The 14114-nt window shown below is 61.4% G+C and carries 12 protein-coding genes; 9 read left to right on the top strand and 3 right to left on the bottom strand.

Going from position 1 to position 14114, the window contains the following annotated elements:
• Positions 1-19: 19 nt before the first annotated feature.
• Both DXT88_RS17860 and DXT88_RS17855 read left to right on the top strand, forming a co-directional pair.
• Complete coding sequence (locus DXT88_RS17860) at positions 20-1075, top strand: DmpA family aminopeptidase (RefSeq protein WP_265215434.1); 1056 nt, start codon at positions 20-22, stop codon at positions 1073-1075.
• Positions 1072-1896, top strand: a complete 825-nt coding sequence (locus DXT88_RS17855; protein WP_265215433.1) for a M55 family metallopeptidase — start codon at positions 1072-1074, stop codon at positions 1894-1896. Before DXT88_RS17860 ends, DXT88_RS17855 begins: the two co-directional genes overlap by 4 nt.
• A 73-nt stretch (positions 1897-1969) precedes the next feature.
• On the opposite strand, the gene rhaI is transcribed toward DXT88_RS17855, so the two are convergent.
• Both rhaI and DXT88_RS17845 read right to left on the bottom strand, forming a co-directional pair.
• A complete protein-coding gene (rhaI, locus tag DXT88_RS17850; protein WP_016835500.1) occupies positions 1970-3265 on the bottom strand; it encodes an L-rhamnose catabolism isomerase in 1296 nt (431 codons plus the stop codon).
• A gap of 86 nt (positions 3266-3351) precedes the next feature.
• On the bottom strand, positions 3352-5496 hold the full coding sequence (locus DXT88_RS17845) for a bifunctional rhamnulose-1-phosphate aldolase/short-chain dehydrogenase (protein WP_265215432.1): 2145 nt from the start codon (positions 5494-5496) through the stop codon (positions 3352-3354).
• Positions 5497-5806: 310 nt separating this feature from the next.
• On the opposite strand from DXT88_RS17845, the gene DXT88_RS17840 reads away from it, so the two are divergent.
• The 7 genes from DXT88_RS17840 to DXT88_RS17810 all read left to right on the top strand — a co-directional run bounded on the left by DXT88_RS17840 (position 5807) and on the right by DXT88_RS17810 (position 13442).
• Positions 5807-6613, top strand: a complete 807-nt coding sequence (locus DXT88_RS17840; RefSeq protein WP_265215431.1) for a DeoR/GlpR family DNA-binding transcription regulator — start codon at positions 5807-5809, stop codon at positions 6611-6613.
• A gap of 159 nt (positions 6614-6772) precedes the next feature.
• Positions 6773-7810, top strand: a complete 1038-nt coding sequence (rhaS, locus tag DXT88_RS17835; RefSeq protein ID WP_265215430.1) for a rhamnose ABC transporter substrate-binding protein — start codon at positions 6773-6775, stop codon at positions 7808-7810.
• A gap of 101 nt (positions 7811-7911) precedes the next feature.
• The gene (locus DXT88_RS17830; RefSeq protein WP_265215429.1) at positions 7912-9582 is read left to right on the top strand and encodes a sugar ABC transporter ATP-binding protein; all 1671 of its coding nucleotides are present in this window, start codon (positions 7912-7914) and stop codon (positions 9580-9582) included.
• Positions 9573-10664, top strand: coding sequence for an ABC transporter permease (locus DXT88_RS17825; protein WP_265215428.1), 1092 nt, complete (start codon positions 9573-9575; stop codon positions 10662-10664). Before DXT88_RS17830 ends, DXT88_RS17825 begins: the two co-directional genes overlap by 10 nt.
• Positions 10661-11674 (top strand): ABC transporter permease, encoded by a 1014-nt coding sequence (locus tag DXT88_RS17820; protein WP_016835494.1) that lies wholly within the window; start codon positions 10661-10663, stop codon positions 11672-11674. The genes DXT88_RS17825 and DXT88_RS17820 overlap by 4 nt, the downstream gene beginning before the upstream one ends.
• Before the next feature lies 1 nt (position 11675).
• Positions 11676-11990, top strand: coding sequence for an L-rhamnose mutarotase (locus tag DXT88_RS17815; protein ID WP_265215427.1), 315 nt, complete (start codon positions 11676-11678; stop codon positions 11988-11990).
• A gap of 42 nt (positions 11991-12032) precedes the next feature.
• Positions 12033-13442 carry an FGGY-family carbohydrate kinase gene (locus DXT88_RS17810; protein WP_265215426.1) on the top strand — a complete coding sequence of 470 codons (1410 nt, stop codon included), beginning with the start codon at positions 12033-12035 and terminating at the stop codon, positions 13440-13442.
• 60 nt (positions 13443-13502) lie between these two features.
• On the opposite strand, the gene DXT88_RS17805 is transcribed toward DXT88_RS17810, so the two are convergent.
• Positions 13503-14084, bottom strand: a complete 582-nt coding sequence (locus tag DXT88_RS17805; protein ID WP_265215425.1) for a hypothetical protein — start codon at positions 14082-14084, stop codon at positions 13503-13505.
• Positions 14085-14114 lie beyond the last annotated feature (30 nt).

Below are 14114 nucleotides of genomic sequence, written 5' to 3'. Positions count from 1 at the left end.
ATTTTTCGCCGGCAATTCCATGAGCAAGAAACGTCCTCCCCACATCGGCCGCCTGCCTGCCGGCGCCGCCGACAGCATCGCCGACGTACCCGGCGTGACGGTCGGCCATTGCACGCTGAACTACGGTGCGACCCAGACCGGCGTCACGGTGGTGCGTCCGCATGGCGGGGATCTGTTCCGCCAGAAAGTCCCGGCAGCGGCGGTGACCTTCAACGGTTTCGGCAAAAGCGTCGGCCTGATGCAGGTTGAAGAACTGGGCGTGCTGGAAACGCCGATCGCCCTGACCAACACCTTTGCCGTCGGCGCCGTCGCCACCGCCCAGACGCGCGCCGCCGTGCGCGACAATCCCGGCATCGGCCGCAACCTCCCCAGCGTCAATCCGCTGGTGTTCGAGTGCAATGACGGTTACCTCAACGACATGCAGGCGTTCGCGGTGGAAGAACAGCATTACCGGCAAGCGCTCGACAATGCATCCGGGGCGGTGGTGCAAGGCGCAGTCGGCGCCGGTCGCGGCATGTCGTGTTACGATCTGAAGGGCGGCATCGGCAGCGCTTCGCGCAAGATCGCCATCGGCAGCGCCGGATACACCGTCGGCGCGCTGGTGCTGGCCAACTTCGGCAAGCTACCCGATCTGGTAGTCGATGGCGAGCCGCTGGGCAAGACGCTCAAATACCTGCAGAAGCGGCTCGACGAACCAGAGAAGGGCTCCATCATCATGCTGATCGCCACCGATGCGCCGCTCGACGCGCGCCAGTTGCGCCGCCTCGCCGGGCGCGCGGGTGTCGGCCTGGCGCGCACCGGCTCGGTCTACGGCCACGGCAGCGGCGATATCGCGCTGGCGTTTTCCACGGCGCAGACGGTGCCGCACCTGGCTGACGCGGCCTCGCCCGCGCTGCATTTTTCCTGCTTGCACGACAACCTGCTCGACCCACTGTTCTACGCGGTAGCCGACAGCACCGAGCAAGCCATCCTCAACGCCTTGTTCGCCGCCGAAGCGGTCAAGGGCAGGGATGGTCACCAGCGCCGCTCGCTGAGCGATTTGCTGGAGACCCTCGCCACCATGGAGCCCGTATGAACATCCTGATTTCCGTCGACATCGAAGGCATTGCCGGGGTATTCCATCCCGAGCAGACGCGTCCCGGCAACGGCGAATACGAACGTGCGCGACGCCAGATGACCGAAGAGGCCAATGCCGTCATCCGCGGCGCGCTGGCGGGCGGCGCCGGCAACATCGTGGTCAACGATTCGCACGGCAGTTTCCGCAACCTGTTGCCGGACCTGCTGCATCCCGCCGCACGCACCGTACTGGGCAAGCCGCGCGTGCTGGGCATGATGGGCGGCGTGGCGGGCGATATCGATGCCGTCATGATGGTCGGTTACCACTCGCGCTCGCAGACCGGCGGCATCCTGGCGCACACCATCAATAGCTTTGCGTTTTCACGCGTGTGGCTCAATGGCGCCGAATTGGGTGAGGCAGGGATTTACGGCGCGCTGGCCGGCGAATACGGCGTACCTGTGATTTTCGGTAGCGGCGACGATGCTTTCGTCGAAGAGACGCAGCCCTTGTTCCCGCAGGCGCGCTTTGCCGAAATCAAGAAAGCGCATGGCGCCAACAGCGGCGATTCACTGTCGCCGCAACAGGCTTGCGCCTTGCTGGAAAAGACCGCGCAAGAAGCCGTACAGGCCGCACGCGCCACCCAGATGCCAAAGTACCGCATCGAAGTCCCGGTCACCTGCCGCCTCCAGGTGCAGACCCCGGCGCTGACCGATCTGTTCTGCCAGTTGCCGATTGTCGAGCGGGTGGATGCGGTGACGCTGAAGTTCGACGCGCCGTCGGTGGAGTTCGTGGTGCGCGTGCTGAACAGTTTGTCGGCGATGTCGTTCATGCTCAGATGATGCAGGACTTTTTCGGGCGAAGAAAACACCATTGCAGATGAAAAACGCCGGCCAGGGAGCCGGCGTTTTTGCGTCAGACGATGCCGCTGCCGCTGGCCCCGCTCACGGGCGGTCGTTCTTCGCGCTTGTGGTCGCGATAGCCGCTGGAGCGGTAGCATGCCACAGGGTCGATGGCGCCGCCTGCGCGCATCCGCGCCATCGCCAGAATCGGACCCACGTCGGTGCGGAACGCCTGCTTGAGCGTTTGCGCCGCCATCAGGGCGTCGTTGTTCTTCTGATGATGATCCAGGGCGTCAGCATCAATCAATGCCGCCTGAATGTAAGCACGCTGCACTTCCACTGCGCTGCTCATCAGGCTTTCGACCGGATCGGTCACGTTGTGCGATTGATCCAGCATGTACGCCGGCTTGAAATTCTCACCCTCGCGCACGGCGCCGTCACGTAACTCGTTGAAGATCAGGAACAGTTGGAAGGGATTGATGCTGCCCGAGTCCAGATCGTCGTCGCCGTATTTGCTGTCATTGAAATGGAAGCCGCCGAGCTTGCCGAACTGGGTCAGACGCGCCACGATCATTTCGATATTGGTGTTGGGCGCGTGGTGGCCGAGGTCGACCAGGCATTTTGCTTGCGGCCCGAGTTCGGTGGCGCAGGCGAAGCTGGTGCCCCAGTCGGCGATGGTGGTAGCGTAGAAGGCCGGTTCGAACAGCTTGTGTTCGATGTACATCAGCCAGTCCGACGGCAGCGCGGCATAGACGGAACGCATGCTTTCCAGATAGCGTTCCAGTGCGCCGCGCAAATTGTGTTGGCCGGGGAAATTGGCGCCGTCGCCGAGCCAGACGGTCAAGCCCTTCGATCCCAGCGTATTGCCCAGTTCGATGCAATCGATATTGTGCGCCACCGCTTGCGCGCGCACTGCCGGGTCTTGCGCGGTCAGGCTGCCGTACTTGTAGCTGTGGGGCTGTCCGGGCGCGTTCTGGAAGGTGTTGGAATTGACGCTGTCGAAATGCAGGCCGCGTTGATGGGCGATTTCTTTCAATGCCCGCGGGTCGGTGGTGCGATCCCATGGGAAGTGCAGCGACACGCCCGGCGTGGCGCGAGTCAGTTGATTGATGGTGGCGCAATCATCGATTTTCTCAAACACGTTGCGCGGTTCGCCTACGCCGGGAAAGCGTGCAAAGCGTGTGCCGCCGGTACCCACGCCCCAGCTCGGCAAAGCGACGGCAAACGCGGCGGCCTGGGCGGTGAGCGCTTCGATGTCGCCGCCGCGCCGTTGCAGCATGCCGCCAAGGGCGTCGTAGTCGGCTTGCAGTTGGGCGAGCGCGCGTGCGTTTTGTTGGCCGACGAAATCGTCGGAAATGAGGTAAGTCATGATGTCTCCGTATAGGTAGCGCGCTCTTCGGTCGCGCTTGATGGTTGTCTTAGTATCGGCGCATTGCGTTTTTGGCGGTAGCGAAATCAACGCGTGAAGGCTGCCGCGTTCCCCGCGTCGACGTTAAGAATATTGCCAGTGCTCTTGGCCGATTTCTCGCTGGCGAAAAAGTACACCGCTTCGGCGATATCTTCCGGCAGGACGCTGCGTTTGAGCAGGCTGCGCTGCCGATAGAATTCCTCGATGTTGTCGGAATCGATCTTGTTGGAGGCGGCGCGTTCTTCTTTCCACTTGCCGTCCCAGATGCGCGAACCGCGAATCACGGCATCGGGGTTGACGACGTTCACACGGATGCCGTGCGGCGCGCCCTCGAGCGCGATGCAGCGCGCCAGGTGGATTTCTGCCGCCTTGGCGGTGCAATAGGCCGAGGCTCCGGCGGATGCCACCAGGCCATTCTTGCTGGCGACGAAGACGATACTGCCGCCCATGGCTTGCGCCGTCATGCTGCGGAAGGCGCTGCGGCTGACCAGGAAATAGCCGGTCGCCAGCACCGACATGTTGCGTTGCCAGACTTCCAGGCTGGTGTCTTCCAGCGGCGAGGCCGAGGCGATGCCGGCATTCGACACCAGCAGATCGATGCCGCCGAAACGCAGGGCGACGTTGCTGATGACGTTTTCCACATCCTGTTCGTTGGTGATGTCGGCGCGCACTACGCCGATGGCGTCGGGGCCGGCCTGCTTGAGCAGACTCTGATAAGCGCTGTCGATGGAGGACTGATCGATGTCAGTCAGCATGACGCAGGCGCCTTCAGCCAGCAACTGGCGCGCCACGGCCTGGCCGATGCCGCCGCCGCCGCCGGTCACCAACGCGATGCGGCCGGCCAGGCTTTTCGGCTTGGGCATGCGCTGCAGCTTGGCTTCTTCGAGCAGCCAGTATTCGATGTCGAAGGCCTCCTGTTCCGGCAGGCCGACATAGGTGTCGACGCTGTTGGCGCCGCGCATGACGTTGATGGCGTTGAGATAGAACTCGCCGGCGATGCGGGCGGTCGCCTTGTCTTTGGCGAAGGACAGCATGCCCACGCCGGGGATCAGGTAGATGATGGGATTGGCGTCACGCATGGCCGGGCTGTTGGCGCGACGGCAGCGCTGATAGTAGGCGCTGTAGTCGTGGCGATAGTCTTCCAGCGCCTTGTCGAGGCTGTCGATCAGGCGATCGAAATCAGGCGCTTCCGGAGAAAAGTCCAGCACCAGCGGGCGGATCTTGGTGCGCAGGAAGTGATCGGGACAGGACGTGCCGAGCGCAGCCAGCGGTGCAAGGTCGCGGCTGCAGACGAATTCCAGCACGCCGGGGCTGTCGTCGAAGTGGCCAAGCTTGAATTCCTGTTGGCTGATCTTGCCGCGCAACAGCGGCATCAGGCGCGCCGCGAGGGCGGCACGGTCGCCGGCCGGCAACGCGGCATGGCGCTTGCCGCCGAATGCAGCAGTCTTGCTGTTGGCCGCCAGCCAGTCATCAGCGCGACGGATGATGTCGAGTGTGGTTTCGTAACAGGATTTGGCGGTATCGCCCCAGGTGAACAAGCCATGGCCTTCGAGCACGATGCCCTTGAGCGCAGGTTGTTCGCGCGCCATCTTTTCCAGCTTCAGGCCGAGGTCGTAGCCCGGACGCTGCCACGGCAGCCAGCCCAGTTCACCGTTGAACACGCCGGCCGTCAGGGACTTGCTGTTTTTGCAAGCAGCGATGGCGATGACGGCGTCGGGATGCATGTGATCGACATGGCGACGCGGAATGTAGGCATGCAGGGGCGTATCGATGCTGGCTGCGCGCGGATTCAGGTTGAAGGTGCAATGCGGCAGGTAGCCGACCATTTCGTCTTCGTGTTCCAGTCCGCGATAACGGGCGCGTAGCGCTTCCAGCTTGTCCATGTACAGCGTCGAGAAACCGTCCAGTTTGATGCTGCCGAGGTCGCCGCCGGAGCCCTTGACCCACAACACCTCTACTTGCTCGCCCGAGAGCGGATCCTGCATGACGATCTTTGCCGAGGTGTTGCCGCCACCGAAGTTGGTGATCGCCTTGTCGGCGCCGAGCAGGTTGGAGCGATAGAGCAGCAACTGCGCTTCGTCGAGTGTGGCGGCGTGGGCGTCGTCCCAGGCGGAAGCGATGCGTGGTTTGCTGGTTTGCGCAAACGACGCATCAGTATTGTTGGCGGCGTCGGGAAGAACGGCGGTAGTCATGTGGTCTCCGGTTTTGATTGTGGGTATGACGTGGACAGGCACAGAGGTTGGCGCGCGGTTGGCGCATTACAGGCCTGTGCAGCATGTTTTCAAGTAGAAAACACCTGTCGATCAGAGTCAATCGATCTCCAATCAACTTTATGATTGTTTGTGAAGTAATCATGAAGTTGATTGATTGCCGATTGACTTGTTTTTCTCCCATGGCTTAGTCTTGCCACATAACGAAAACGCTGAAGACGATGCTGCGGCAATGACCGCAACAAAGATGCGCACAATGACCCAGCTTCAGCGCGACATCATGGAGACAAGCATGATCAACCACAAACGCCGCAAGCGTATGTTGAGTCTGTTGACTGAACATGCCAACGCCAGCGTCGAGCAATTGTGCCAATGGCTCAATGCCTCGGCGGCGACGGTGCGGCGCGATATTTTCTGGCTGGCCGAGCGCAACATGCTCAATCGTATCCGCGGCGGCGCCGAGCGGCTGGCGCCCAAGCGCAATGCATTTTCCTTGTCGGGAGAAACCTTCCAGAACAGTCTCGAGCGTTTTCCCGCCGAGAAGCGCGCCATTGCGCGCCACGCCGCCGGCATGTGCGAAGACGGCGAGACCGTCATCATCAACGGCGGCACCACGACCTTCATGATGGCCGAATTCCTGGCGCACAAGCAGCTGAAGATACTGACCAACTCCTTCCTGATGGCGGAGCGTTTGCTGACCACCAGCGAGAACCAGATCATCGTGCCGGGCGGCCAGGTGTATCGCGAGCAGAACGTGATCCTCAGTCCTTTCGACAATGACATCACGCAGCACCACTATGCCGGCAAGATGTTCATGGGCGTCTATGGTTTGTCCATGCTGGGGCTGATGGAAGTCGATCCCTTGCTGATCCAGGCGGAGAAACGCCTGCTCGGCCAGGCGGAGCAGTTGATCGTGCTGGTCGACAGTTCCAAGTTCTCGCGCAAGGCCGGGCTCATCCTGTGCGGCCTGAACCGCGTCAGTTGCCTGATCACCGATACCGGCGTGAGCGACGCGGCGGTGCAGATGATGGAACAGGCCGGCGTCAAGGTCGCTGCGGTAGCGCCGGAGTCGGAGCTGGAGCCGATGCTGGAAGACTGATGCATCCGCCACCATTGAAGAATGAAATCTGTCGGGAAATCAGCTGCAGAAAACTGGCAGCATCATCCGGCATTGCAAGTGCAGCAACGGCTGACCGCGCATCCCGCACGCAAGCCCCATAACAACAGCCATAAAGCAACAACAACCTGGAGACACCGCATGATCAAGCAAAAAGAAGGAGCGGCCGCTTCGCGCGCACGCTCGGCGGCATTGGCGCTGACGCTGGTACTGAGCGCCGCCATCGGCTTTTCCCTGCCTGCCGCCGCCGCAGACAAAGTACGCATCGCCATGGTCGTCAAGAGCCTCGGCAACGGCTTCTTCGATGCCGCGCATGAAGGCGCAAAGGAAGCCGCCAGACAATTGGGTGACGTCGACATCATTTACACCGGGCCGACCACGCCTACCGCCGAGGGGCAGATTGAAATCGTCAACTCGCTGATCAGCCAGAAGGTCGATGCCATCGTGATTTCCGCCAACGATGCCAACGCGCTGATACCAATCACCAAGAAGGCCATGCAACGCGGCATCAAGGTCTTGTCCTTCGACAGCGGCATTGCGAAGGGCGGTCGCCTGATGCAACTCAATCCTTCCAACGCCGAGCTGATCGGGGTCAAGCAGATCCAGATGGCATCGGATGCCATCGGCGGTGCGGGTGAAGTTGCCATTTTGTCGGCCACCGCTCAGGCGACCAACCAGAATATCTGGATCGCCGAAATGAAGAAGGCGCTCGCCAGGACGGAGTTCTCCAAGATCAAACTGATCGCCACCGTCTATGGCGACGATCAGTCGGACAAGAGCTATCGCGAAGCGATCGGCCTGCTGCGCAGCAATCCGAATCTGAAGGCGATCATCGCGCCGACGACGGTGGGCATCAACGCGGCCGGCAAGGCCGTGGTCGATGAAAAACTGGTCGGCAAGGTCTATGTGACCGGCCTGGGCCTGCCGTCCGAAATGGCCGGCCACGTCAAGAGCGGCGCGGTGAAGAGCTTTGCCATCTGGAACCCTATCGATCTCGGCTATGCCGCGACGTATGCCGCGTATCAGTTCGTCAAGGGCAAGGCGCAGGGCAAGGACGGGGAAAGCATCAGCGTGGGCCGCATGGGTTCAATCAAGCTCGATGCATCAGGCGAAGCGGCGCTGGCGCCGCCATTCACCTACGACGCCGGTAATGTCGACAAATTCGCCAAGATTTTCTGATGCGGGTCGATGCCAACGGAAGGGGTATTTTCCCGTTGGCATCGCCTGATTTTGGAAATACCCCGGCTTCTTTCTCTTCTTCTTTTTGCGACTGAGCGACCATGTCTTCTTCCGTTTTGCCTGTGCAAGGCACCATGTTTCACTCACCGCCGGTACAGGCAGAGGCGGTTGTACGCGTCGTTGCAGGGCAGTCGGCGGCGCCGGTGCTTGAGCTGTCCGGCATCGGCAAACGCTTTCAGGGAATCGTGGCGCTCAGGGACGTCGGCTTTGCGGTGTGTCCCGGCGAGGTGATGGCGCTGCTTGGCGAGAATGGCGCCGGCAAGTCGACGCTGGTCAAGATCCTGACCGGCATTCATCAGCCCGATGAAGGCACGATTGCACTCGACGGCAAGCCGGTATCGTTCGCCACCCCGCAAGCGGCGATGCAAGCCGGCATCACGGCCGTCCATCAGGAAACCGTGATGTTCGAAGAGCTCACCGTTGCCGAAAATATTTGCATCGGCCGGCAGCCGTTGTGCGGGATACCGCCGCGCATCGACTGGCGTCGCATCGAGGCTGAGGCGGAACAATTGTTTGCACGGCTGGAAGTTGATCTTCCGGTGCGTGCGCGCGTCAAGGATCTGAGCGTGGCGCAGCGGCATTTCGTCGAAATTGCACGCGCTTTGTCGCAGCGCGCGCAAGTCGTCATCATGGACGAACCGACGGCGGCCTTGTCGCAACGCGAGATCCGCGAGCTGTATCGCATCATCGGGCAGTTACGCGCTGCCGGTACGGCGGTGATCTTCATTTCTCACAAGTTCGACGAGATATTCGCCGTCGCCGATCGTTATACGGTGCTGCGCGACGGGCGCTTCATCGCCGCCGGCGCGCTGGCCGACATCACCGAATCGCAACTGGTGGCGCTGATGGTCGGACGCGAAGTGGGCCAGGTTTTTCCAAGGCATCTGGAGCAATCGAACGATCGGCAGGCATCGATGCCGGAAGCAAACGACGCTATTCTCGAGGTGGAGAATTTTTGCCATCCGACGGAATTTCACGACGTCAGTTTTTCTCTGCGTCGTGGCGAGATCATCGGATTTTACGGTCTGGTCGGCGCCGGCCGCTCCGAGTTGATGCAGGCGTTGTTCGGCTTGTCGCCGGCAGCGCACGGCAAGGTGCGCATCGACGGCCGCACGATCAGCATCCAATCCCCGGCGCAGGCCATCGCGCACGGGATTGCCTATGTGCCGGAAGACCGGCAGCATCAGGGTGTTTTATTGTCGTTGCCGATTTTCCAGAACATCACGCTGCCCATCCTGTCCGGCATCGGCTTCTTTTTGCGCCGTCATCGCCGCCGCGAGATCGCGATTGCGCGTCGCCTGAGCGAGCAACTCGAACTCAAGGCTGCGCATTTTCATCAGCATGTCGCGCAGCTATCGGGCGGCAACCAGCAAAAGGTAGTGCTGGCCAAATGGCTGGCGACGAATCCGCGCGTCATCATCCTGGACGAACCGACCAAGGGGATCGATATCGGTTCCAAGGCCGCCGTGCATCGTTTCATCAGCGATCTGGTGGAGCAGGGGCTGTCGGTGATTCTGGTGTCATCTGAATTGCCGGAAGTCATGGGCATGGCCGATCGCATCATCGTCATGCATCAGGGGACGGTACAGCGGGTCTTCGATCGTGACGAGGCTACCCCGGAGTTGCTGGTGGCAGCGGCGTCGGGTAGCGGACATCAGCATGAAGATCAAGATCAGGATCAGGATAAAACCGGAGCAGTCCCATGTCATTGAATCAGAATTCCGGGCCTGCTCCCGGTCCCGGCCTCGGCCATCCCCCGCTTTTTTCTCGCCTGTCGGGGCTGGCATCGCGTCCACGCGAGCCGCTGCTGGCGGTGTTGATTGCGGCGTTGATCCTGCTGGTGGGGTTGCGCGCGCCGGCCTTCCTGACGATGCGCAGCATGGATAATCTGCTCACCGACAGCGCCTTGCCCGTCATGCTGGCGTTGACGCAAATGCTGGTGATCGTGACGCGTGGCATCGACTTGTCGGTGGCGTCCAACCTGGCGTTGTCGGGCATGATGTCGGCGCTGCTGGCGATGCATTTCCCGCAACTGCCGATCGGCCTCGTCATCGCCTGCGCCTTGTGTATCGGTCTGGCGTTGGGGCTGATCAACGGCTGGCTGATCGGCTATCTGTCCTTGCCGCCCATCGTCGTCACGCTCGGCAGCATGAGCGTCTATCGCGGCCTGGTGTTCGTGCTGTCGGGCGGCGCCTGGGTATCGTCGCGCAATATGCCGGCGGATTTCATTGCGTTTCCGCTGGGGCGACTGATGGGGTTGACGCATTTGGTCTGGCTGGCGGCGCTGGCGATTGTGGTGTTGTGGTTTGTCGCGCGCCATACGCGTTTCGGCCGTGATCTGTATGCCATCGGCAACGATCCGGTCGCTGCGGGTTACGTCGGTATCGCCTCGCCGCAGCGCTTGTTCTGGACCTATGGATTGTCGGGAGCCATGGCCGGATTGTGCGGCTACCTGTGGGTTGCCCGCTACGCCGTGGCGTATACGGAAATCGCTTACGGTTTTGAATTGACCGTCATCGCCGCCTGCGTCATCGGCGGCATCAGCATCGCCGGCGGCGTCGGCAACATCAGCGGCGCCGTGCTGGGCGCCTTGTTCCTCGCGGTCATCAACAATGCGTTGCCGATGGTGCAGATATCGCCGTTCTGGCAGAGCGCGCTGACCGGCCTGGTGATCTTGTCTGCGGTGATCATCAACGCGCGCGGCGAAAGGAAACGCAACAAGCAAATCCTGCCGCTGCATTTTCATACCGAATTGAGAGCAACGGCCGCACCCGTCACGAGGACTCCAGCATGAATATCATGGCCGATACCGCGCCGGTTAAAACCGCACGTTACGACATCGGCGAGCGCGGCAGCTTCCGCATCGCCGATCTGCTGCGGCAGTGGGAGTTCTTGCTGGGCTTGCTGCTGGTTGCGGTCTTTTGCATCAACTGTTTGTTGCTGCCGCATTTCTTGGATTTCTACAATCTGGCCGACAGTACCTTCAATTTCAGCGAAAAGGCCCTGATCGCCTTGCCCATGGCCTTGCTCATCATCTGCCGGGAAATCGATATCTCGGTGTCGGCGGTGATCGCCCTGTCCTCGGTCGCCATGGGCGTCGCCAATCACTATGGCGTGCCGGCGGTCGGCTTGTTTGTCGTCGGCATCGGCACCGGCACGTTGTGCGGCCTGCTCAACGGCTTGCTGGTCACGCGCTTCGCCTTGCCATCCATCGTCGTGACGATCGGGTCGATGTCCCTGTTCCGCGGTCTTGCCAGCGTGGTGCTCGGCGACCAGGCGTTCACCAATTATCCCGAACTCCTCAGCGACTGGGGACAGGGGTACTTTTTTGACGTGCTGCCGCGGCCGTTCGCAGTGCTGATCGTGGCGGCGCTGGCGTTTGCCGCGCTCTTGCATTGCACGGCATGGGGGCGGCGCATCTACGCCATCGGCAATAATCCCGTGGCGGCGCGCTTCTCCGGTATTGCGGTGGATCGTTACCGGCTGATGCTGTTTGTCCTGACCGGGGCGATGGCAGGATTGGCCGGCTGTCTGTTGACCGGACGCATCGGCAGCACCCGTCCCAACATCGCGCTCGGCTGGGAGCTCGAAATCATTACCGTGGTCATCCTCGGCGGCGTCAGCATCGCCGGCGGCGCCGGCACCATCGGCGGCGTCTTGCTGGCGGTGCTGACGCTCGGCATGGTGACTTATGGGCTGGCATTGGCGAATATCCCCGGCATCATCATGACAATCGTGGTCGGGGCATTGTTGCTGACCACGATCGCCGTGCCTCGTCTGCTGCGCGGAAAGGCCACCCGATAGCATGGAGCAGATCGCCTTCACCATGCAGTTACGGGCAGGCTGCGCGGAGGAATACCGGCGCCGCCACGACGCCTTGTGGCCGGAACTTGCCGGGCTGCTGCGCGACGCAGGCATCCGCGACTACAGCATTTTTCTCGATCCCGGCAGCGGCACTTTGTTTGCGGTGTTGCGTCGCGCATCGACGCATGGCATGGACGTACTGCCGGATCATCCGGTGATGCAGCGCTGGTGGGCTTACATGGCCGATCTGATGGAAACGGATTCCGGCAACCGGCCGTTGTCGCATGGGCTGCTGCCGATGTTTCATCTGCCTTGACGCCGTCGGTCCTTACCTGAACCTTTTCTCCGGATATTCTTCATGATCGATGCGCTTGCAGTTTTCGATATCGGCAAGACCAACATCAAACTCAGTCTGGTGGATGCGCAGGGGCATGAACTGGCCGTGCGCCGCCGCGCCAATGAGGTGGTGCAGGGCGGGTTCTATCCTCATCACGACGTCGATGCCATCGAAGCGTGGCTCTTGTCCACGCTGAGCGAGCTTGCACAGCAGGCATATATCAGCGCCATCGTACCGGTGACGCATGGCGCGACTGCCGCCTTGGTGGACGAACACGGCCTGGTGTTGCCGATTGCGGACTACGAGCAGAGTTTCCGGACCAGTTCTCCATCCCCGGAATATGAAGCCCTGCGTCCGGCTTTCGATCATACGTTCTCGCCGTCGCTGGGACTGGGGCTCAATCTTGGACGACAGTTGTACTGGCTGCAACAGACTTATCCGGAAGCGTTCGGACGGGCGCACCGGCTGCTGATGTATCCGCAGTACTGGGCCTGGCGCTTGTGCGGCGTAGCTGCTGCGGAAGTGACGTCGCTGGGCTGCCATACCGATCTGTGGCAACCGTCTGACGGGACCTATTCTTCCCTCGTGGCTAGCTGCGGCTGGACGCAGTTGATGCCGTCGCTGCATCCGGCCTGGGCCGAGCTGGGTTGGCTGCATCCGCATCTGGTCCGGCAGACCGGTTTGCCGTCGGATTGTCGGATATTGTGCGGCATTCACGACAGCAATGCCTCGTTGCTGCGCTACCTGGACCGCAGCGATAACGGTCCGCGCGTGGTTTTGTCGACCGGGACCTGGTTGATTGCCGCTGCGTTGGATGGGGGATTGGACTGCTTGCGGGAACAAAGCGACATGCTGGCCAACGTCAATGCGCGAGGTGAAGCCATTGCCTGCATGCGCTTCATGGGTGGACGCGAATTTGCCGAACTGGCGGGAAGCACTCCGCACGTATGCAATGAAGCCGACTTGCAGGCGCTGGTCGACAGCCAAAGCATGGCGCTGCCTTGCTTTTCCGGTTGCGGCGGCCCGTTCGCGGGGCGGCAAGGACATATCAGCGGATCTGTTCCGGAAACGGCCGCCGGACGTTATGCGCTGGCGACCTTGTATTGTGTCCTGATGACGGAGTATTGCCTGGAGCATTTGCAGGCCTCCGGTCCGGTGGTGGTGGAGGGAAGCTTTACGGCAAATCCCTATTTCGCGCCGCTGTTGGCGGCAACGTCAGGCGGAAGGGAAGTGTTCTGTTCGGAAGATGGCAGCGGCACTACCATGGGGGGCTGGATACTCCGTCATTGGCGGGAACATCCGCACGGAGCGGCGTTGCCCGCCCCAAAAGCGGTAGCTCCTTTGCGCTTACGCGGATGGGAGTCGTATCGGCAGGCGTGGCGGCATGCCGTGACGCCGCTCTTGCGCAATGAAGACATTCCTTTTTTTTGAGGCGCAGGTCCGGCTACGCCGGCGGCTGAGGACGGCTGCAATTTGCAGCCGTCCTTCAGCTTACTCCAGACCTGTCGGGCCGCCCACGGCTTGCGGATAGTTGCGGCTGGCATAGCTGACGATCAGGTCGCTGATGCGATTGAGCATGTCGCGGTCGGTTGCGCCGAACGAATACGCTGCACCCATCGCGCTGGCGCGCTGGTAAAACACCGGCTCGGCAATCACTTTTCCGGAAACCGCATCGCTGTATCGTACCTTCATCACCACGGCCGAGCTGCCGGACAATGCGCCGGTGAAGATACGCTTGGCCGTGCCGATCAGTTTGATGTCGACGCAAATCGGTTCGATGATGAGCTTTTGCGATGTCGCGCCAGTCTTCTTTGCATTCCAGTTCTTCAGGAGATCGCCCAGCCCGGTGTCGAGCCGGGTCTGGATCGCCGCCAACGCAACGTCGCCGCCGCTCTGCTTGGCGCAGATTTCGTTGGTGTTGATCGGTTTCAATTCAAACGACGAGAAGGTCGACAGCGCTGCACTCGGCGGCGGGTTGACGGTTTCCGTAGGCGTTCTGACGGTGGTGGCGCAGCCGGCGAGCAGGGCAATCGCGGTGATTGCCACGGGCGCGTTTATTTTTGTCGAAAACATGAGGTTCCTGAAAGTTAGGGAGAGGGTAAG

Source organism: Herbaspirillum lusitanum (genome assembly GCF_026127345.1).
Classification (GTDB): Bacteria; Pseudomonadota; Gammaproteobacteria; order Burkholderiales; family Burkholderiaceae_D; genus Herbaspirillum; species Herbaspirillum lusitanum.
This window is presented reverse-complemented; position numbering and strand designations above follow the sequence as displayed.

Excerpts from the sequence above, each read along its gene's own strand:
- DXT88_RS17860 (WP_265215434.1), top strand. The coding sequence starts at position 20 with ATGAGCAAGAAACGTCCTCCCCACATCGGCCGCCTGCCTGCCGGCGCC.
- DXT88_RS17855 (WP_265215433.1), top strand. The coding sequence starts at position 1,072 with ATGAACATCCTGATTTCCGTCGACATCGAAGGCATTGCCGGGGTATTC.
- rhaI (WP_016835500.1), bottom strand. The coding sequence starts at position 3,265 with ATGACTTACCTCATTTCCGACGATTTCGTCGGCCAACAAAACGCACGC.
- DXT88_RS17845 (WP_265215432.1), bottom strand. The coding sequence starts at position 5,496 with ATGACTACCGCCGTTCTTCCCGACGCCGCCAACAATACTGATGCGTCG.
- DXT88_RS17840 (WP_265215431.1), top strand. The coding sequence starts at position 5,807 with ATGATCAACCACAAACGCCGCAAGCGTATGTTGAGTCTGTTGACTGAA.
- rhaS (WP_265215430.1), top strand. The coding sequence starts at position 6,773 with ATGATCAAGCAAAAAGAAGGAGCGGCCGCTTCGCGCGCACGCTCGGCG.
- DXT88_RS17830 (WP_265215429.1), top strand. The coding sequence starts at position 7,912 with ATGTCTTCTTCCGTTTTGCCTGTGCAAGGCACCATGTTTCACTCACCG.
- DXT88_RS17825 (WP_265215428.1), top strand. The coding sequence starts at position 9,573 with ATGTCATTGAATCAGAATTCCGGGCCTGCTCCCGGTCCCGGCCTCGGC.
- DXT88_RS17820 (WP_016835494.1), top strand. The coding sequence starts at position 10,661 with ATGAATATCATGGCCGATACCGCGCCGGTTAAAACCGCACGTTACGAC.
- DXT88_RS17815 (WP_265215427.1), top strand. The coding sequence starts at position 11,676 with ATGGAGCAGATCGCCTTCACCATGCAGTTACGGGCAGGCTGCGCGGAG.
- DXT88_RS17810 (WP_265215426.1), top strand. The coding sequence starts at position 12,033 with ATGATCGATGCGCTTGCAGTTTTCGATATCGGCAAGACCAACATCAAA.
- DXT88_RS17805 (WP_265215425.1), bottom strand. The coding sequence starts at position 14,084 with ATGTTTTCGACAAAAATAAACGCGCCCGTGGCAATCACCGCGATTGCC.